General features: G+C 57.7%; 18 protein-coding genes. 14 read left to right on the top strand and 4 right to left on the bottom strand.

Features of this window, described 5'->3' with window-relative positions:
• Positions 1–2: 2 nt before the first annotated feature.
• Genes K1X75_05650 through K1X75_05625 form a run of 6 tightly spaced genes read left to right on the top strand, consistent with a single transcriptional unit; the run spans position 3 to position 6885 of the window.
• Positions 3–830: a transketolase gene (locus K1X75_05650; protein ID MBX7057531.1), complete on the top strand. Its 828-nt coding sequence runs from the start codon at positions 3–5 to the stop codon at positions 828–830.
• Between the two features lie 11 nt (positions 831–841).
• Positions 842–2275 carry a hypothetical protein gene (locus K1X75_05645; protein ID MBX7057530.1) on the top strand — a complete coding sequence of 478 codons (1434 nt, stop codon included), beginning with the start codon at positions 842–844 and terminating at the stop codon, positions 2273–2275.
• Entirely contained in the window at positions 2239–3123 is an 885-nt protein-coding gene (locus K1X75_05640; protein ID MBX7057529.1) for a transglutaminase-like domain-containing protein, read from the top strand. The genes K1X75_05645 and K1X75_05640 overlap by 37 nt, the downstream gene beginning before the upstream one ends.
• Position 3124: 1 nt before the next feature.
• Positions 3125–4108 carry a polyprenyl synthetase family protein gene (locus tag K1X75_05635; protein MBX7057528.1) on the top strand — a complete coding sequence of 328 codons (984 nt, stop codon included), beginning with the start codon at positions 3125–3127 and terminating at the stop codon, positions 4106–4108.
• 55 nt (positions 4109–4163) lie between these two features.
• A complete protein-coding gene (locus K1X75_05630; protein MBX7057527.1) occupies positions 4164–5453 on the top strand; it encodes a lipase in 1290 nt (429 codons plus the stop codon).
• The gene (locus tag K1X75_05625) at positions 5443–6885 is read left to right on the top strand and encodes an MBOAT family protein (GenBank protein ID MBX7057526.1); all 1443 of its coding nucleotides are present in this window, start codon (positions 5443–5445) and stop codon (positions 6883–6885) included. Before K1X75_05630 ends, K1X75_05625 begins: the two co-directional genes overlap by 11 nt.
• Here the strand turns inward: K1X75_05625 and K1X75_05620 are convergent.
• From K1X75_05620 to K1X75_05610, 3 genes are read right to left on the bottom strand one after another with little or no spacing between them, the layout of a single operon-like run.
• Positions 6870–7280: a CbiX/SirB N-terminal domain-containing protein gene (locus K1X75_05620; GenBank protein MBX7057525.1), complete on the bottom strand. Its 411-nt coding sequence runs from the start codon at positions 7278–7280 to the stop codon at positions 6870–6872. The two genes, K1X75_05625 and K1X75_05620, sit on opposite strands and share 16 nt — an antisense overlap.
• Positions 7277–8290, bottom strand: a complete 1014-nt coding sequence (locus K1X75_05615; GenBank protein MBX7057524.1) for an SGNH/GDSL hydrolase family protein — start codon at positions 8288–8290, stop codon at positions 7277–7279. Before K1X75_05615 ends, K1X75_05620 begins: the two co-directional genes overlap by 4 nt.
• Positions 8287–9699: an O-antigen ligase family protein gene (locus K1X75_05610; GenBank protein MBX7057523.1), complete on the bottom strand. Its 1413-nt coding sequence runs from the start codon at positions 9697–9699 to the stop codon at positions 8287–8289. The genes K1X75_05615 and K1X75_05610 overlap by 4 nt, the downstream gene beginning before the upstream one ends.
• Before the next feature lie 120 nt (positions 9700–9819).
• Between K1X75_05610 and flgB the strand changes: the two genes are divergently transcribed.
• From flgB to K1X75_05570, 8 genes are all read left to right on the top strand, one after another.
• Complete coding sequence (gene flgB, locus K1X75_05605) at positions 9820–10248, top strand: flagellar basal body rod protein FlgB (GenBank protein MBX7057522.1); 429 nt, start codon at positions 9820–9822, stop codon at positions 10246–10248.
• A 23-nt stretch (positions 10249–10271) separates the two neighbouring features.
• On the top strand, positions 10272–10733 hold the full coding sequence (flgC, locus tag K1X75_05600; GenBank protein MBX7057521.1) for a flagellar basal body rod protein FlgC: 462 nt from the start codon (positions 10272–10274) through the stop codon (positions 10731–10733).
• Between the two features lie 41 nt (positions 10734–10774).
• Positions 10775–11161 (top strand): flagellar hook-basal body complex protein FliE, encoded by a 387-nt coding sequence (locus K1X75_05595; GenBank protein ID MBX7057520.1) that lies wholly within the window; start codon positions 10775–10777, stop codon positions 11159–11161.
• Positions 11162–11395: 234 nt separating this feature from the next.
• Positions 11396–13093: a flagellar M-ring protein FliF gene (gene fliF, locus K1X75_05590; protein ID MBX7057519.1), complete on the top strand. Its 1698-nt coding sequence runs from the start codon at positions 11396–11398 to the stop codon at positions 13091–13093.
• A gap of 205 nt (positions 13094–13298) precedes the next feature.
• Complete coding sequence (gene fliG, locus K1X75_05585; GenBank protein MBX7057518.1) at positions 13299–14312, top strand: flagellar motor switch protein FliG; 1014 nt, start codon at positions 13299–13301, stop codon at positions 14310–14312.
• A gap of 115 nt (positions 14313–14427) precedes the next feature.
• A complete protein-coding gene (locus tag K1X75_05580; GenBank protein ID MBX7057517.1) occupies positions 14428–14898 on the top strand; it encodes a hypothetical protein in 471 nt (156 codons plus the stop codon).
• A gap of 93 nt (positions 14899–14991) precedes the next feature.
• Complete coding sequence (locus K1X75_05575; protein ID MBX7057516.1) at positions 14992–15420, top strand: ester cyclase; 429 nt, start codon at positions 14992–14994, stop codon at positions 15418–15420.
• Between the two features lie 131 nt (positions 15421–15551).
• A complete protein-coding gene (locus K1X75_05570) occupies positions 15552–15968 on the top strand; it encodes a hypothetical protein (GenBank protein MBX7057515.1) in 417 nt (138 codons plus the stop codon).
• A gap of 54 nt (positions 15969–16022) precedes the next feature.
• On the opposite strand, the gene K1X75_05565 is transcribed toward K1X75_05570, so the two are convergent.
• Complete coding sequence (locus K1X75_05565; protein MBX7057514.1) at positions 16023–19028, bottom strand: SpoIIE family protein phosphatase; 3006 nt, start codon at positions 19026–19028, stop codon at positions 16023–16025.
• Between the last annotated feature and the right edge of the window lie 195 nt (positions 19029–19223).

The following is a 19223-nucleotide window of genomic DNA, read 5'->3' as shown; positions in this document are numbered from 1 at the left end:
AAATGAATGCAAGCAGTTCCAGATTGAGTAACGAGCAACTGGCCGAGCGCGCCAGGCATATACGACGCGACATCATTTCCATGGTGCATGCCGCCGCCTGCGGTCACCCAGGCGGCCCGCTTGGACTGGCCGATATTTTTTCAGTCCTCTATTTCGATGCGCTTCGCTTGGATCCAGAACGGCCGGATTGGCCGGAACGGGATCGCCTCATTCTCTCCAACGGTCACACCGGGGCCATTCGCTACGCCGCAATGAAGGCGCGCGGCTTCTTTAAGGATCTTGATCTATTGAGTTTCCGAAAGCTGGGTTCGCCGTTACAGGGACATCCGTCGACGCGCTATTTGCCGGAGCTTGAGAATTCATCCGGATCGCTGGGGCAGGGACTCTCCAATGCTGTCGGTCTGGCGCTCGGCGCCCGCGTACAGCAAAGTTCCTACCGCGTCTACTGCTGCATTTCCGACGGAGAGTGCGGCGAAGGAATGACATGGGAAGCAGCTACAATGGCCGCCGCCAATCGTGCGCCGGTGATTGGCTTCATGGATCACAATGGCATCCAGATCGATGGAAAGACCCGCGATGTCTGCGATCTGGGCGATCTGGCCGCAAAGTTCAAGGCCTACGGCTGGCGCACCCGGCGCGAGGACGGTCATGACATTCGCAAGATCCGCAGCGTTTTTGAAGACGCTCGCGAATATGAAGATGGGCCGCAGATGATCGTTTTCGATACAATCCTTGGCAAAGGCGTATCGTTTATGGAAGACAACTTCAAATGGCACGGCAAGGCGCCCAATGACCAGGAGGCGCAGCAGGCGCTTGCCGAGCTGGCCTGAGCAGGCTTGCATTGCGGCGCCGAAGTGTAATTCTTATCTTCTGGTTTCTAGCGCCCGTCGCTGCTTTGCTGTTGATTCTGTTTGCCCGCCAGTTGCCCGGTCTGCCGGGGCTGGCCGCCGGCAGCTTTGCCGCGCTGGCATTTTTGGGCATCGGCAGCGATCGCGCCCCGGGCCTGCTGGCCCGTCGCTGGCCCTGGTTTCTGGCGGTCCTCGGCGCCCTGCATCTGCTATCCTTTGATCAAGGCTTTTACTTCTCGGATGATGCAAAGCGACACTTAATTGAAGGCTACTATCTTCTGCAGCGCATCGACGTTTTCACGATCCCGCCGATTTTGCTGCCGTCGGTGGATGGCTTGCGCGCCAACCACGATCATTTTGGTTCTGTCTACTTTCCCGGCACTCATCTGCTGGCGATGCTTGGCGCCTGGCTTTCGCCACGCTACGGCTACTTTGCACTCTATGACCTGCTGGCCTTTGGCCTGCTTGCCGCCAGCCTGCGGCGGGCCAGCTGGCGCGAACGACGCGATCTGCTTGGTCTTGTGGCAATGCCGGCGATGCTGATTTTTGGGGCCGCCAGACACGGCGACTATCTGGGTTTCTTGCTGCTCGGTTTTGCAATCTTGATGCTGCGCGGTTCGCGTTGGGGCGCTGGCCTCGTTGGCGGCCTCGCACTGGCTGGCGCAGCCAGCTTGAAGCCAGAGGGCTGGCTGTGGAGTGGGGCGCTGCTTGCTATGCTTTGGTTTCCAGCCGCCAATCGGTCCCCGGGTCGATCGATCTTAAACCTTTCTGTCGCTACCTTGAGCTATGTTCTGGCTCTAGCGCTGGTCGCCTGCGCTGCCTGGCGCTGGATTTTTGCCTGGCCGGAAAGCTGGACAAGCTTTCTCTATACCCTGCAGATCTTCGCCAATTATTTTGTCGCCTACAACCCAGTCGTAGCCTGGCGTGAAGCGTTCTGGATGGCGCAACGTCCGGAGAGCTTGATCGAATGGCGCCATCAAGTTTGCGCAGCGCTGCTCTTTGGCGGTCTCAGTTTGCCGCTCTTGCTCTCCGCTCAGCTGCAACGGGTCGTCCTCGACGAGAATAGCGGGCTGCGCTGGAGAGAGTTTCTGGGCGCGTTGCAGCGCCTTGTGCCCGCCGGGCTGGTCATGAGCCTGGCCGGGGGCATCTTGCTGCGCGGGGCCTGGAATCCTTGGTATTTTGCCTGGCTTTTGCCTGCGCTGCAGCTGTGCCGCGCCCGCCGTGCGTTGCGCATTATCGGCGGATCCCTGAGCGCATTTTATCTGCCGCTTGCCGATTATCGCGCCGGCCTCGGCTGGGATATGCGGTCCTTTTATGTCGTGATCGTTGCTGCGGTGTTACTCGGGAACTTGTTGACATCTTCAACGGCCAGGGCCTGGTTTCAGCGCATATGGCGACGGAGGATAGCATCCGACAGCAGGAGATAGAATTCTTGCTGACGTGCCTGCTCGATACTGAGGAGCCCGATGTGCGCTCCGCAGTAGTGGAGCGTCTATTGAATCGTTTTTCCTTTGGCGATCACCCTGCACGTTACGTGGAGTTGGTGGTTGATCCAGCGTCGCGCGCCGCCCTGCGCAGTCGCTATCTGGGGGCGCTGAACGAAGCGACGCTCCGGCGCGACCTGCAAAACCTTGTGCAGGGCGTCGCCGCCGATGTCGATCTGGAATCCGGCGCCTATTTGATCGCCCGGCTCAGCGATGATCCGGATCTAAACTTCAATTCCTTTCGCGAGCAACTCGATGCACTGGCGCGGCCGCTGCGCGATCGCCTGCCGGGCGTCTCGGCCGAAGGGGCAGCAGCTGAACTGGAAGCTTTTCGCACCTACGTGTTTGAAGAACTTGGTTTTCGCGGCAATTCGGAGAACTACTACGAGCCGGAGAATTCTTATCTTACCGCCGTTCTGGCGCGTAAGACCGGCATTCCAGTATCGCTATCTGTGTTGTGCCTTCTCCTGGCTCGCCGCGTCGGCCTCGGTCTTTCTGGCGTCAACCTGCCGGGTCACTTTATCCTGAAATTCCAGTCGGGCGCCTACACCATGTACATGGACGCCTTCAACGAAGGAAATTTGCTGACTGAGAATGACTGTTTGAATTTTCTCTCCCGGCAGGGATTGGAGCCCTCATTGAGCTATCTGTCGCGCGCCACGGCGCTTACCATACTCAAGCGTATGTACCGAAATCTTATCAACTACCATTCCGCCACGGGCAACGCCCGCACCGAAAAGCTACTCCGGCAGCATTTCTCGATCCTTGAGAATTGCTCGATTGCATCCTGAGATGGCGCGCTCTTTGGCCCGGCGCGAGGTAACGGCGCGCGTCGATGCGAGACTCGGCCAGATCATTGGCCGCGATCTGCCGGTGCTGGGCAAGATCCGCAAATTTGTGGTGAAGAGCGGCGGCAAGCGCATTCGACCGCTGACCCATTACTTCCTGTTGCGCACCCTGGGCGGCGAAAGCCAGGAGTGGATCGACGTCGGTGCAATCGGAGAGTTGATCCATGCCGCGTCCCTATTGCACGACGACGTAATTGACGAAGCCGGCACGCGGCGCGGCCGTCCGTCGGCCAATGCGCTTTACGGCAACAAGCAGGCCATTCTGTCCGGGGACTTTGTGTTGGCCTGCGGGCTACAGCACCTTTCCACGCTGGAGCATTCGCAGCTACTATTGCCCATTTTTACGCGCGTCATTCGCGCCCTGGCGGTGGGCGAATTGATTCAGATGGAAGGCGAGAATCGTCCAGACCTGCCGCTACAAAAATACGAACAGATTATTGCCGGAAAAACCGCTTCGCTGTTTGGCGCCATGACTGAATCGAGCTGGATCCTGGCGCGTCAATCTTCTAGCAGCGGAGCGACAGCTCGCGCCGATCGGCTGCGCGCGCGAAACTTTGGCGAGCGGATGGGTCGCGTCTTTCAAATTCGCGACGATTTTCTGGATTACTTTGGCTCGGATGAGGGAAAAGATTCGCTGCAGGACTTTTCGCGCGGACTGATGACCCAGCCGGCGCTGGCGTTGCGCGCGCGCATGGGCGCTCTGCGTAGACGACAATTTGATCAGCTCTGGCGTTCCGCAGAGCGTCGCAATAGCGAGGCCGGCCGTACGCTGTTGCTCGAATGGATTCGCGAGACCAGACTGCAAAAGAAGCTGGCCGAAGAAATCGAAAGCGAAATCCACGCTTTGATGCTCTATCTCCGGCAACATCCTGAGGGCCCAGAGCGTAACGCCATTCTCGAGCAGCTTTCCCGATTGCTTGTGCAGTAGCGTCGGAGCGCCTCTTCCGGCTTTACAGTCGAAGCGGCTCTGGCAAACTGGATTTGTGCGCGCTCTGATCAGGCAATTGGCCAGAATCGCTCTCTATCTAGTCCTGGCCTTCGCCGGCGCCGAGTTGTTGCTGCGCTTCTTGCAGCCGCCGGCGCTCAACTACTATCGCAACATGAAGTTGTTGCATCGCCTGAGCCCCGACTACCTGGTCGGACTGGCGCCGAACGCAGACATTTACCTGAAACACAATTCCGGTCGATGGGAAGGGCGCTTTCGCACTAACTCCCTGGGCTATCGCGGCAGCGCCGAACCGGTTGCTGCCATGCCCAAAATCGTCTGCCAGGGCGACAGCCTGGTGATGGGCTTTGGCGTTTCTGACGAAGATGCCTTTTGCAGTCTGCTCGACGGCCTTACGATAGGCGGCCTGCGTTACCAGACGCAAAATCTTGGAGTGGATGCATTTGGATCGATGGGCAATGCCGCCCGGCTGCGCGAGGCCGCGCACCAACTGAAAAACCTGCGCATTGCTTTATTCTTTGTATCTCCCAACGATTTTACGCTGCCCCAGGAGCTGCGCGACCGCGGTATTTTGAGCGATGATGAAAACGATGAGATCCGTCTGCAGCATCCGCAGATGGATCGCATCTTCCGTCTGCAGTTTTCCCTGACGCGCTATTCCTACGTCTTGCACGCCGCAGCGATTGGCCAGCAGCAAGCGCGCATCAATTTCCAGCTGAGTCTGAGCCAGCTGCAGCAGGGATTGCGCGAGGTCGGCTGGTTGCCGGCCGCCGCACAGGGACCGGCGCCCATCGGTTTGGTGCGCTACTTGCAAGAGACCTTTGCGCCGACGGTCAGTCCGCAGGCCGCGCAGCGGACTGCGGACGCAATTCCGGTTGTAAGCTGTCCTGCGCCCATTCCGCCTCGCTTTCAGTGTCTGGCGCAGGCCCCCGATCCGCGCCTCTTGCCGCCGCTGCCTGAGATTACGCGGCGAGCCTACCGCCAGATGATCGCTGATGCTGAAACCGGCGGTTACAGGCTCGTCTTTGTCTTCTTGCCGGTGCAGCTGGAAGAGCTGTATTGCACGCAGAATGGCCGCTACAGTCCCTTTTCCGATTTTATCTTACGGGCCGAGCTGTTCTTACGCGCCGAGGGCGCCGCGATTATGGACCTTCGATCCTATGCGAAGGAACTGTGTGGCGAAACTCTGACGACGCCGGCGCGACCGTCCATTCCCGAGGACTATATCATCCCCGGCGATGGGCATTTGACTGTCGCCGGCAACCGCTGGGCGGCGCGCATTTTGCGTGCGGAATTGCAGAGGATGGCCGCCGCGCATGCTCTTTAATTCGCTGCACTTTTTTGTCTTTGCGCCAGTCGTAGCAGTTGTCTACTTCCAGTTGCCCTTGCGCTGGCAAAAGCTCTGGCTCCTTGTCGCCAGTTTCTACTTTTACGCTGCTTTCAATCCGCCCTTCACTTTGTTGCTGCTCTTTTCCGTAGTCGTTACCTTCGCTTTTGTCTGGCTGATGGAGCGCTCCAGCACGGAGCGCGGCCGCAAGGTTCTGTTGACCGGCGCAATTTTATCCAATCTGCTACTGCTATTCGTTTTCAAATTCCTGGACTTTACGCTCGATAGCTACAATCGCCTGCTGGGCCTGAAGCCAGGCGACGCTCACCACGTCGCGGCCGCTGGATTGATCCTGCCGCTGGGCATATCCTTTTTTACTCTGCAGGCTATCGGCTACGCCGTGGACATCTACCGTCGCGACATCCCCACGGATGGCGGCATTGCTCGTTTTGCTCTTTTTGAGTCTTTTTATCCGCAACTGGTAGCCGGGCCCATCATGCGCGCCCGCGATTTGCTGCACCAGTTTGAAGAGCAACACCGGTTTCGATTCGGCGATTTGCGCGCCGGTCTTGGATTGATGGTGCTTGGCTTTTTCAAAAAGACCATCGTCGCCGATCCCTGCGGGCGTATAGTGGACCAGATCTATGGCCTGCCGGACAGCTACTCCTCAGGCGCGATGTGGCTGGCGGCCTGCCTGCATGCCCTGCAGATTTATGGCGACTTCTCGGGCTACACTGACATAGCCATTGGCGCCGGTCGGGCCATGGGCTTTCGAATTCCCGACAACTTTCGACGACCGTTTCTCTCGGGCAGCATGACGGAATTCTGGGGACGCTGGCACATTTCGCTCTCTACCTGGCTGCGCGACTACATCTATATACCGCTGGGCGGGAATCGCGTCGGAGCGCTGCGCACTTATTTCAACTTGTTTGTAACCATGTTTATCAGCGGCGTCTGGCACGGCGCTGGCTTGAACTACATCCTCTGGGGCCTTGGACATGCCGCTCTGATGCTGGTGGAACGCTTTATCGGCGGCAGCCATTTGTGGCGTGAGCGATTGGCGTGGCTTGCCGTGCGGCCCTTGCGGCTGGCCTATTCTTTCTTGTCTTTTTCGCTGCTCTTATTCTTTTTCCGGGCGAGGCCCTTGCCCGATCAGGGACTGCAGACTGCCGCTGAAACCGGCTGGCATATGCTGGAGCGCGCCTTGGTCTGGAGCGCCGGCGCTAAGTCGATCGTTGTTCCAGAATATGTTCTGGCGGCCATTGCTGTTCTGTTGTTTGGCGAATATCTGCACGAACGTCGTCCGAATCTGCTGCCCGCCATTTTCAAGCGCGATCTGATATTCTGGCCGCTCTGCCTTTCTGTGCTGGGCTACTGCATTCTGGTCTATGCTGCCAGCGACAGCGCTCCCTTTGTCTATTTCCAATTCTGATCAGGATGCGGAGCCTCGCCATTGCCAGGCAATCCTGCGCGTTCCAGAATGATGCTGGCCAGCAGCGGATGAACGCCCAGGGCCTCGGTCAAGCGCCAGCGGATGTCGGGGTAGGGTTTCAGTGCAGCAGCCACCGCAGCCGGAATGTCTTGTTGCACATGGCGTCCGGGCGCCAGCAAATAGGGATGGATTACTATTTCCCCTATGCCGTCCGCCGCGCATTGCTGGAGGGCCTCGGCAATGTTCGGCGCTGCAAGCTCCAGATGGGCGATGCGGACGCTGATCTGCGGCGCGCGTTGTTGCACCAGCTCAGCCACTTTTATCAGGGAGGCGTGCGCCGCAGGATTGTGCGAGCCGTGATCGACAATCAACAGGGCAAGCTTTGAATCATTCATGATTGGCGCCGGAAGCTGGCCAGCCGGCGGATTTCTGGGCCAACGTGCAGCAGCATCAGCGTCTGCGCCGCAGCCGAGGGATGACCGTCGACAGGAAGGTAGAGCGACTTGCCGTCTCCGTACTGCTGAAAGGCCGCCTGCAAATCAAGGATAACAGCGCCGCCTTGAGCGGCGCGTTCGCTGGCCTGGCGTTTGAGTACGCCGCCATCGCCAGGCAGGCCGCTACGTCGATCAATCTCCGGGTAGGTGAAAAACAGGAGCGGCGCCCCGCGTCGGCGCAGCAGAGCGCAGATCTGGTCGATCGCCAGCAGCGTGGGGTGAGCGTCGGCGACCTTCTGCTCTTCTTCGTAGGCAGCCAGCTGGTTTTCTTCGGGAGGCGCCAGTTGCAGCCGCAGCCACAGGAGCAGGGCGCTGTAGTGCTGGGCCTCGTAAATCAGCCAGGCCCGCCATGAGCTGCGAGCGCTTTGCGTCTGAACCAGGTCGCGCGGATCGTCCAGGAAATCGGAAGCATGAAAGTTCCAGACGACAAGCTGCGGCGTTGTCGGGCTGAGTTCCAGTTCGCGTTGCAGCAAGCGATAGATGGAGCGTGCGCCAAGCGAGTCTACTGCCAGGTTGCGGATGCGATAGTCGCCGATTGTGTCGGCGAGCAAAGCCGCAAAATGATCGCGTTGATCCACGCCGTAGCCCATCATGATGGAATCGCCAATCAGCCAGATTTCTGGCGTATCGCCGGCGGGGGATGGAAACCGGGGCCAGTAGGCGTCTCGTTCACCGCGCGCGTCAGTCACAACCGTAAAGGAAAAACCATCCGGATTGTAAAGTGCGATGTTCTGCAGGGGACGCAGCAGTACTGCGCGAATCTTTGTGTCATAGTAGTGCAGTTGGCGTTGCCGGCGCTGAAACAGGAGTTCCGGTTCTGAGCTAAGTCGGGCTGCGGTTTCGCCAAGCGCCAGAAGCAGCAGCGTTCCGGCCAGAGTAATGAGCGCCGGGCCGCGCAGACTTGCTTTCATTGTGCAGCCTGGCGTCCGGCCAGCCGGTCCTGTACGCAGCTGAGTCCGGCATAGATCCAGAAGGCCATCAGCGTCTCGTCGTCCTGAAAATAGCACTGAAACAGGCCGGCAAAGAGCAGAATCAACGGCGCAAAGCGGTTGTATTGACCGCCAGGATCGCGCAGCGCCAGCCAGGCCAGCACACCAAACATTGCCAGGTAGGCTAGAACCGCCCCCGGTCCTGCGATCGTAAGCAGATGCAATATATCGTTGTGAGCGTGTCCGCGCTGCGCCAGTTCATAGTCCGGCCAGAGTCGCGGAAATCTGGCGCCGTAGCTCAGGATATCCTGTCGAATCGCGTCTTCAAAGGCGCCCGGTCCAATGCCAAAGACCGGGTGCGCGGCGGAAAGGCGCAAGGCCCCGTTCCAGACCAGTGTGCGCTGGGAGTCGGTGTGTTTGGCGTGACCGTTGAGTGCATCAAGCACGCGGGCAAAGCGGTCATGGAAGGCCCCGGACGAACGATCGAGCAGGGCAATGGTTGCGGCTGCCAGTACCAATGCCGGCAGCAGCCGCCAACTGCGCGTCTTCCAGCGCGCTGCTCCGTAAAAGAGAATCATCATTGCAAGAACGACGACCAATCCGATGAGCGCGGATCGGCCGTTGTTCAGCGCCAGTACCAGAATGGCCGCAGGCAGCGGCGCGGCGCGCAGCAGAATCGATTTCCAGGGGGGGCGCTTTTCGATCAGCAGCGGATCCAGGCAGCGCATCAAGAGCCAGGGGATTGCCAGACAGAGCATGGCGGCAAAGGTCAGGTGAGTATTTTGAAAGCCAATGGGCATGAACAGATCGCCATGCCAGGCGGCGCTGTCGGGAAAGAGCGTGGCCTGCAGGTGCTGGTAGCGCGCCGCTGCGGAAGGCGCCCATCCGTGCATCAGATGGTAGGGAATCTTGCTTAATCTGTACTTGCTGAAGATTGATACAAATCCCGTAATTACCAAGATCCAGACGGAGACTTGCAGCCAGGATTCGATGCGCCGCAGACCATCCCGGCGCAGGCCGCGGTCAATTACCCAGAGGGCCATTCCCATCAGCCAAAAATCTTTGAATTCTGTTCCGGCGCCGCGGAGGAAAAAGTCCAATGAATTCTCTGCCAGCAGGCTGTTGACCATCAGCGAGAGCAGTTCAAAGGAATAGATCGCCGCCCCTGTCGCAAGCAGCGCACTGCGCCAGGCCGCCGCCGGGGGTTTTTCCGCCAGATCGGACCTGCCGCCAGCCGGGATCCGTCGCTGCAGCAGGGCCTCGACCAACCAGGCCACAAGCGCCAGCATCAGGCCAAACTGTGAAAGGCTGACGGAGATCGGATATGTGATGATTGCCAGCCCGCCGCCAAAATCGCTTGTACGACGTGCAATTGTGGCGGCGGCAAGCATGGAACTTCAGTGCTGACAGGCCGCCCTCTGCTGTCAAAGGCAACTCTGCCCGTCGGCGGCCGGAAAAAAACGTTAAGCGATTCCCTGTTTCAGCCGACCTGGAGATGGGGAGCCTTGCCCATGTCCTTATTTGATTCTTCGCCTACCATTGACATGCTTGGCCGCGGTCTGGATGCCGCGGTATTGCGCGAGCGCGTGCTGGCCAACAACATCAGCAACGTCGACGTCCCGCATTTCAAACGCTCCGGCGTCATCTTTGAATCAGAGCTCAGTCGGGCCATCGACTCGGAGCGAGTCGCGCACTCCGCGCCCGTGCAGCTGCGTACCAGCGATCCGCGGCATTTCCAGACCCAGCTGCACCGTGACTGGCGCGATGTGAATCCGCGCGAGAGCATCGAGTACTCCAGCTCTATGCGCAATGACGGTAACAATGTCGACATCGAGCAAGAGGTCACCGATCGGAACAAGAACGAACTGCAGTACAATTTGATGATCGAACGGCTGGCCGGACAATTTCGGCAGCTAAACGCCTTCACACGATTGGCCTGATCGGGTACTTCGAGGAAAGAACGATGGGAATGTATACTTCGATGAATATCGCCGCCACCGGGCTGTCCGCCCAGCGCTTGCGATTGGACGTCATTGCAAACAATATTGCCAACGTTAATACGACGCGCAATCCGCAGGGCGACGGTCCATTCCGTCGCGACCGGGTGGTGATGACGCCCATCAACCTGCGCAATGTCTGGCGCTCGCCGGTATACCCGAATGGTCTGGAGACCGGACTGGGCGAAGGAGTGCGCGTAATGCGCATCGAGAAGGACATGAGCCCGCTGCGTCCGGTTTACGATCCCTCGCATCCTGACGCGATCCAGTACGGAGAGATGCGCGGCTATGTGTATTATCCGAACGTCGACATCGTGCAAGAGATGACCGATATGATCTCGGCCTCTCGCTCTTATGAGGCCAACGCTCAGGTTGTCATGGGCGCCCGCCAGATGTTTAACAAGGCCCTGGAGCTGGGCCGCGTCTAAGGCGCGCTGCGAGATTGCAAATAATATATAGGATCACACGAATGGAAATTTACAGTACACGCGGAGTCGGCTTTCCCAACGGTCAGCCGCGACTCTGGCATAACGAAGGTCGCGAACCGATTGCGGGCCGCGCCAATATTCCGATGCATGTTTCCAACGATCGGCATATGACTCCCGGAACGCGCCCCGCCGATTCGGAGCGCGTAACCGAGGGTTTTGCAGCGGCGCTGGGCGAGGCGCTGCGCCGTGTGGAAGATCTGAGCGTGCGCTCTGATGAGCTGACCCGTCGTTCGATTTACGAACCGGATTCCGTCGATGTTCACGAGGTCATGCTGGCCTTCCAGAAGAGCGCCTTCGCTCTGAATCTCACGAAGAGTCTGGCTGACGGTTTTGTGCGCACCTTCCGTGATCTGACCAATCCGCGCTAAGCCAGGCGGCCGGGGCGGCGACGACTGTGGTCGTCGCCGTCGCAGCGCGCGCCGACTCGCCGCAAGGGCATGTAGTACTTGTTTAGTACTACAGATGAACGCCCGTTTAGTACTTTCCAGGTCCAGGCCAATCCGCCCTTCGCTTTTTTTTGGCCTCGCCTCTGATTTTTCTTGTACTCGGCGCGTAGCGACATAATAACAGGGCCTGGATACATCCGGGAAAGGGAGTCCGAAATGCCAGAAATACTGCAGAACTTGCTCAATCGCGCTCGAGACCTTTGGGGCAAGCTGGATAACACCAAGAAGATCACCGTCGGCGGCGTGCTGGCGGCGGCGATCATCGTCTTTGTGGCGCTGGCCGGCTTCTCCTCCGAGCCTTCAAAGGTCGCCCTCTACGACGGCTTGCGCGCCGAGGACTATGCCAACATTACCAAGGCTCTCGATGCGATGGGCTACGCCTGGACCGGTTCGGGCACCAGCGCCATCTACGTCGACCCCGCAAAGCGTCAGGAGATCATCACGCGACTGGCGCAGGACGATTTGATCCCCGCCGGCGTAGAAGGCTGGGAGATTTTCGACATGTCGCGCTGGGACGAGACGACCTTCGACAAGAACATCAAGTTGCATCGCGCCATCCAGGGATCCCTGGAGCAGATGTTGATGACTCTGGACTTTATCAAGAGCGCGCAGGTGCAACTTTCCATCCCGGAGCGCAACAACTTCCTCACAGACAGCGAACCGGTCAAAGCTTCCGTCGTTCTGACGCTGCGACCCGGCGTAGAGACGATCACGCGCAAGCAGGTGCAAGGAATCAAAAACCTGATCTACCGTGCTGTGCCCCGACTGGCGCGCGAGGACATTTCGATTGTGGACGCCAGCGGCAAGGAGTTTGCCGAGCCGGACGAGATCGACGATCAAAACCGACAGCTGGAATTGGTGGAGCGCAAGAAAGAGTTCGAGGAACGCGAGCGCCGCCGCTGGTTGGGCGAAATCTCCGGTCGCTTGAACGAGTTTTATCCTGCAGACCGCATTTCGATCATTCGTGTTGCATTGCAGATCAACTGGGACGAGGTGCACGAAAAGCAGTCGCTGGTCTCGCCAGTAGAAATGACGCCGGACAATCCGGATACGCCCTACTCGGAGCGCGAGATCATGCCCAATGGCACGCTGGTCGTATCTGAAAATTCACGCGATGAACGCTTCCGCGGCAACGGCTTTACTCCTGGCGGGCCAACGGGGACCGAACAACAGCTGCCCCCCGGCTACCGAGATCTGGATTACCAGCGATCGGAATACGGCAACATTGATACGATCCGCAATCACGAATTCAATCGTATTGAAAGGGAAATCACCCGTCAGCCCTGGGAAGAGCAATCGCGATCGATCGCCGTAGCGGTCGATGGCACCTGGAAGCGTACCGGCATGCGCGAGAAGCCGGACGGCGGCTGGGAGTACACTCGCGAATATACGGCGCCCTCCGAGGAAGAACTGAAAACGCTGCAGCGCCTGCTGAAGGCCTCGCTGCTTTTCAAGTCCTCGCGCGGCGACCAGATTGAGGTCAGCCACCTGCAGAAAGACCGCAGCGCCGACTTTGCGGCCGAAGACGCCGAACTAACCCGCGAGCGCATGATCCGTCAGCTGCTGATTGTCTCGGCGATCTCGCTGGCCGCCTTCTTGCTGGTTTATCTGCTCTATCGCGCCATCAAGAAGGAGATCGCCCGCCGGCGACGCCTGCGCGAGGAAGAACTGGCCGCCCAGCAGCAGTTGATGCGCGAGGCCGCTCTGCGCGTGGCCGACGAGGGTTCCGCCGAGGTTGAACTCTCCGTCGATGAAAAGGCGCGCCGTGAGATGCTGGAGAACGCAATGAACCTTGCGAGAGAAAAGCCGGACATGGTGGCCAAGCTGCTGCGCACATGGCTGGCTGAAGAATAAGGACCTATTGACATCCCTTTCTGGTCGCTCGGCGGCGTCGTTCAGGCGCCGCCTTTTTTTTCTCTGGCGCGGCGCCGAAAAGACGGCGTTGCTGCTGCGATTGCGCCGAAACTAAAGACCAGGGACGTCCCGCCGAATTTGCTTGCCGCTTTTGTGGCAGGCGGCCTCCTTTTTGAGGTCCGGTCGCGTCCATTAAGGCGTCATGCTGCAGTCCAAGAAATCGAACTTATCCGGCCGCCAGAAGGCGGCGATCTTTCTGATCACGCTGGGACCGGAAATTGCCGCCGAAATCTTTAAGCATCTGCGCGAGGACGAAGTTGAGACTTTGACCTTCGAAATGGCGCGGATCGATAAGATCACGCCGGAAGACAAAGAGTCCGTACTCCATGAGTTCAATGAACTCATGATGGCACAGGAGTTCATTACCAACGGCGGTATCGACTATGCGCGCGAAGTGCTGGAAAGAGCGCTGGGCACGCAGAAGGCGATTGATATCATCAACCGCCTGACTTCCAGCCTGCAAGTGCGGCCCTTCGATTTTATCCGCCGCACGGACCCGCAGCATCTTTTGAACTTCATTCAAAACGAGCACCCGCAGACCATTGCACTGATCCTCTGCTATCTGGAACCGCAAAAGGCGGCCTTGATCCTGTCCAGCTTGCCACACCAGATTCAGGCCGACGTAGCCAAGCGCATTGCCACTATGGAGCGAGTCAGTCCCGACGTGTTGCGCGAGGTCGAACGCGTGCTGGAACGCAAGCTATCTACCCTGGCCTCGGAGGACTACACCTCGGCCGGCGGCATCGACGCGGTCGTAGAGGTGCTCAACCTGGTCGACCGCGGAACGGAAAAGACGATCATCGAGGCGCTGGAAGAAGAAGACCCCGAATTGGCCGAAGAGATCAAGAAGAAGATGTTCGTCTTCGAAGACATCGTACTGCTCGACGACCGCGCGATTCAGCGGGTACTCCGTGAAGTGGATAACCAGGAACTGGCCAAGGCTCTCAAATCCGTCGACGCCGAAGTACAGGAAAAGATATTCAAGAACATGTCCAAACGCGCCGCGGCGTTGCTGCGCGAGGATATGGACTTTATGGGCCCGGTGCGCTTGAAGGACGTCGAGGACTGCCAGCAAAAGATTGTAAACATCATCCGCAAGCTGGAAGATGCTGGCGAGATCGTCGTCGCCCGCCACGGAGAAGAAGAACTGGTGGTTTGATGGGCTAACCAAAGGACGATCGTCTCCACAGTTTCTATGAAGGCTGCCTGCATTGCATAGACTTCTTGCTTCACTGCTCAGCATTTGCCTTTTTGTTTCGTGCATTACCGCTGCAGTGTCTCCGGGCATTCAGGCGCGGCGCCCGCTTCGGACGAGCGTCGCTTTGCTTGCCGATAGCGGCCTGGCGGCCTTGGCCATTGAGTCCTCGAAACCCGGTCTGGTCGCCCTTGGCTGGACCTATGGTCTCATGGCGTTGATGATCTGGGGTATCGATATGTTCCTGCGACCGGACACACACTTGGTCGCCCTCAATCAGCGCTACGCCAGCAGCGAGTTGCAGGCCGAAATTCTGCTTCGCACTGACGGAATGGCTGAATTCCAATTTGAAAGTCCAGAAAACTTCGCCTGCTATCACACCCGGTCGTGCGCCTGGCGATACGCAATTACCGATGATGGCTACGTGCTGTTGGCCCAGCCGGAGGCCATTCGCTATGGTTCAGGAAGCGGATATTTGCAGCTTCAGCCGGGGGGGGCGCTGCGCTGGACGGACGACAACGGCGCCTTCTTTGCCTTCCTTCCCGAATAGCCGGCAGGCGACGGCGGAAATACAACCCTCAATGCGGTTCGGACTCAGAAATCCCACTTGCGTTTGCAGGTCGGTCTGGATCGCTGCAATGGGATGACTTCTTCGCTTGAGCAAAACAAAAATCTGGTTCGTCGGTTCAACCTGGAGGTGATCGAAGAGGGCAGGGTCGAGAGCTTTCAGACGCTGGTGGCCGATGACTTCATCAACCAAACTGCCCCGCCTGGCGCTGCCAGGGGAGCGGAAAGTCTGCTGCACTTTTTCACTGAGATACTGCGTCCAGCTTTTCCGGATCTGCGGGTGGAGATCCACGATCAAGTTGCCGAAGGGGACCGCGTCGTAACACGAAAGAGCATCCACGGAACGCATCTGGGGCCCTTTATGGGAATTCCGGCCAGCGGCAAGAAGACAACCATCGAAGTGATTGATATTGTCAGAGTTCGGGATGGCAAATACGTGGAACACTGGGGCGCTAACAATTTGCAAAGTGTCATTGCAATGCTGGCTACGCCGGTAAACCGATGATAACTATGCAATCAACTCGATGGATACATTTGCTTTTTGCACCAGTTCTGGCGAGCTGTCTGCTATTCTTGGACTGCGGGTCTGGCGCCCCTGTCGAATTCAGAGCCGAGGATTGTGGATTCAAGATAACCATGCCCGCGGCGCCGGAAGTTAGCAAACAGCTGCTCAGCCATTCCGAGCGCGGCGATAACTACCTCTTCCGGTATTTTCTGACTGCTAAGAATGATCGCGAATACTTTGCCGTGTGCTACCGGATAGAACCGCATTTCGCCAATCGCGAAATCAAGCTCGTCTATGACGATTCGCAGCGCGCCCCCCTGGAAAAAATCAATGCTGAATTGCAGGGCAGCGAGGAGATTCAAATTCGCAATCATCCGGCGCGAAAGGTAGAATTTCTGGCCCTCCACCAAGGGCAGCGCAAGTACGGACAGATGCGGCTGGTACTGGTTGACAATCGGATGATCATACTTGGCTTTCGCGCCTCGGGGCCGGAAATACCAGCGGATATCAACAATTACTTTGAATCTTTTGATTTGCTGACGGAGTAGCCATCGCCTGGCGAGAGAAATCGATAGCGTCGGCCCTTTGCAGCGCTGACGCTTCTAGTCTGAAACGTCCATTACCACGAAAGTCACGTCGTCTTCGAAGATATCCTGTCCGCTCCATGAGCGCAGCCTCGCCAGCAAATCGTCTGCAAACTGGCGCAGCGGCCGGTCGCGCTGTTCGACAAGAAATTCAATCAAGCGTTCCCGTCCAAATTCCTCGCCTCGCAATCCGCCGGCTTCTGTAATCCCATCAGTATACATGAAGATCCTGTCGCCTGAATGCAAAGGCGTTCGCAGGGTGTTGTAGTCCCCCGACCATGGAAGCTCCGCGAGCACCGGTCCAGGAGGCTTAAGCAGCAATGGTTCTTTCGATCCGGCCTTTAGAAGCATCAGCGGCGGATGGCCGGCGAAAGAGACAGAAAGACTTGAGTCTGGCAAATCCACGAAAGCGTAGGCTGCCGTAATAAACTGTCCGGCAAGCCGTTTGGCAAGCGTGCTCCGAATTTGATTGAGCACCTCCGCCGGCTGATCGGCCAGGGCGGCAGTTCCGCCAAAGGCAATCTTCAGCATCGCGGCGCCAATAGCGGCCGGAATGCCGTGTCCACAGACATCGGCGATAATAACCCCAAGGCGTCCTTCCCCGGGATGCTGGAAATCGTAAAAGTCGCCTCCTATAGATTGTTTAGGCAAATAAAATACTTGAATTTCGATGCGAGGATCTACGGGTAATGGGTCGGGCAAGATCGAGCGCTGCAGTTGCGTGGCAAGGCGAATCTCCTGTTGCAATGTAGCCAATTCGCGCTGTTCGCGCGCTGCTCGCTTCATGTTCAGAAGGGCGTTCACGCGCGCCAGCAACGGCGCCTTTTCTACTGGCTTGGGAAGGTAGTCGTTGGCGCCAGCTGCGAAGCCGTTGAGCAAATCTTGAGACTGACTTCGAGCAGTCAGCATCAGCACCGGCAATTCGGCCAGCGAATAGCGCTGTCGAAGCCTTCGGCAAATTTCAAGGCCATTCATCCCTGGCAGCATGACATCAAGAAGCAGCAGATCCGGAGGCGCCGCCTGATCAGCATTCAGTAAGGCGAAGACCCCCTCGCTACTGCGTGCGGAACTCACCCTGACTTTGATTACGCTCAAATAGTTGGCAATTACCTGGACATTGACCGGTTCATCGTCCACTACCAGGACGTGAGCTTGCCAATCCTCTTTGGTCACACCTTGCAATCTGTAAGTTGATTCGGGCGTAGCCGGCGTTCGGACATTAAGACTCGAAGAAGTTTCCGTGGCGCGCGTGCCGTGCTGCACCCATTCGACGCTGCTTTCCGTGTCCTCATGTACAGCGCAAGGCAGACTAAGAGTGAAGCGACTGCCGCGCCCGAGTTCCGACTCCACTCGCAACTTGCCGCCATGCAAATCGGCAAGATGATTGGCAATGGCCAGGCCAAGACCGGCGCCTCCATGCCGTCGAGCGCTTGATCCGTCGACCTGCTCGAAGCTCTCAAAAATCCTCAATTGCTTTTCGACTGAAATTCCGATGCCTGTATCCGCGACCGAAAGTTCCAGCATGCCATCATTTGCTATCTCTGCATCTATCCTTACAACTCCAAGGTCAGTGAATTTCAGCGCATTTCCAAGCAGATTCAGAAGTATCTGCAGCAATCGATCCTCGTCCGCCAGCGCTCGCGGCAATCCGTCGGGGCACTGATTCTCAAGTTTGATTGGTCGGCCGTCGAGCAAGGGAGTGCACAATTGGACGCACAGCTCAGCAACGGCGCGCAGGTCAACGGAACGGCGGTGGAGCAGAATATCACGTTGCTTTAGCCGCGAAAAGTCAAGGATATCATTGATTAAGCTGTTCAGTCGTCGTCCGCTGGCGGATATCAATTGCAGATTATTGCCCACACCTGGAGCCACCGGCCCTTCCGCCCCTTCCATCAAGGAGTCAGCCAGCCCAATGATGCCGTTCAACGGCGTCTTGAGTTCGTGCGATGTATTTGTCAGAAACTCATCTTTCAGACGGTCCAGACGCGATAGTTCGGCATTCTTAAATTCAAGTTCGGCCGAATATGCCAGAACGCGACGTTGCGTCTCTCGCTGACGTCGCCACAGGAGGGCGCCTTGCGCCAATATTAGAATGACTACGCTGGCGGGCATCAGGCGCGGCGCCAACGGTCCGGCAATCAGATCATGCAAGATAAGCGGAAGCGCCAGAAGAAATCCAAGAGTCAGAATTCGCGCATCGGAATTCCCGCCGAGACCAGCGTGTAAACTGAGTCCTATCAGCAAACAAAGATCCAGCGCTTCGACGACATTGAAATAGGGAAAGGCGTCGGCAAAGAAAGGAAAGTCGAATGGGGCTGTTGCAAGGGCAAATACGCCGTAAAGGAAATGCGGGATAAGTACGTAGCTCAAGATGCGCCGATGAATACCCCCCAGCACCGCAGCAAAAAAGGATAGGATCGCAATACAGGCTACGATGTCGGCAATTGCCGACAGGACAACCAGCAGAGCTGGCGCATCAAAAATTAGCTGGCGAAGTCCGGCATCTTGAAAGTAGGCTATCCCCATAGCTGCACAAAATAGTCCCAGGAAAAGGTAAGCCCACTCATTGCGGTTACGCAGAAAGACCAAAATCGGATAGAGCGAAAAGAGCATTGCGACGATAGACAGCAGGAGTACATGTAAATCTCGTTGCAGCATATCCTGCTGCAGTTCAGCGCGCGAACCAAGCAGGCTAGATCCAAAGACGCCAATATCGTGGTAGTCCGAATAAATTCGCAAATAGATGAACTTTCCCTGGTAATTCGGCGGCAGGGCAATGAAGTGCTTGCGCCATCCCGGGAATTCAGCCTTGCCGTCGGTCCTGATCTTTCCAAAGTGATAGATCAGCTGACCATCGAGATAAGCCTCGAAGGCGTAGTCTACGCTGAACAAGAATAACGTTGGATCACGCCACGCCCCGTGACCCAGTTGCACGCGTTGCCAGAGGTGATCCTGTTCGCCGCGACCCTCCGGTTGCATTCCGGCAGGCAGGGTGCGCCAGTGCGTCGGACTGCTGTCCTCCAACCATGCAAACTGATTCGCGGCATTTCGCGGCGAGTCGCCCCAGCGATATTGCCAGCTGTCGTCAAGATGGAGCGCAGCTGAATTATCGGGCCATCGAGTCGAATCGCCGCAAAGCGTACAAAGTACGAGGACGCCTATTGCACAGAGGAATCGTCCGCACCATCGCAGCGCGCCTAACACCAATTCTGGCATTTT

It is taken from the genome of Leptospirales bacterium (assembly GCA_019694655.1).
Taxonomy (GTDB): Bacteria; Spirochaetota; Leptospiria; order Leptospirales; family Leptonemataceae; genus SSF53.
This window is presented reverse-complemented; position numbering and strand designations above follow the sequence as displayed.

Coding starts and splice junctions, on each gene's coding strand:
- K1X75_05650 (MBX7057531.1), top strand. CDS start 3: ATGAATGCAAGCAGTTCCAGATTGAGTAACGAGCAACTGGCCGAGCGC.
- K1X75_05640 (MBX7057529.1), top strand. CDS start 2,239: ATGGCGACGGAGGATAGCATCCGACAGCAGGAGATAGAATTCTTGCTG.
- K1X75_05635 (MBX7057528.1), top strand. CDS start 3,125: ATGGCGCGCTCTTTGGCCCGGCGCGAGGTAACGGCGCGCGTCGATGCG.
- K1X75_05625 (MBX7057526.1), top strand. CDS start 5,443: ATGCTCTTTAATTCGCTGCACTTTTTTGTCTTTGCGCCAGTCGTAGCA.
- K1X75_05620 (MBX7057525.1), bottom strand. CDS start 7,280: ATGAATGATTCAAAGCTTGCCCTGTTGATTGTCGATCACGGCTCGCAC.
- K1X75_05615 (MBX7057524.1), bottom strand. CDS start 8,290: ATGAAAGCAAGTCTGCGCGGCCCGGCGCTCATTACTCTGGCCGGAACG.
- K1X75_05610 (MBX7057523.1), bottom strand. CDS start 9,699: ATGCTTGCCGCCGCCACAATTGCACGTCGTACAAGCGATTTTGGCGGC.
- flgB (MBX7057522.1), top strand. CDS start 9,820: ATGTCCTTATTTGATTCTTCGCCTACCATTGACATGCTTGGCCGCGGT.
- flgC (MBX7057521.1), top strand. CDS start 10,272: ATGGGAATGTATACTTCGATGAATATCGCCGCCACCGGGCTGTCCGCC.
- K1X75_05595 (MBX7057520.1), top strand. CDS start 10,775: ATGGAAATTTACAGTACACGCGGAGTCGGCTTTCCCAACGGTCAGCCG.
- fliF (MBX7057519.1), top strand. CDS start 11,396: ATGCCAGAAATACTGCAGAACTTGCTCAATCGCGCTCGAGACCTTTGG.
- K1X75_05575 (MBX7057516.1), top strand. CDS start 14,992: ATGACTTCTTCGCTTGAGCAAAACAAAAATCTGGTTCGTCGGTTCAAC.
- K1X75_05570 (MBX7057515.1), top strand. CDS start 15,552: ATGCCCGCGGCGCCGGAAGTTAGCAAACAGCTGCTCAGCCATTCCGAG.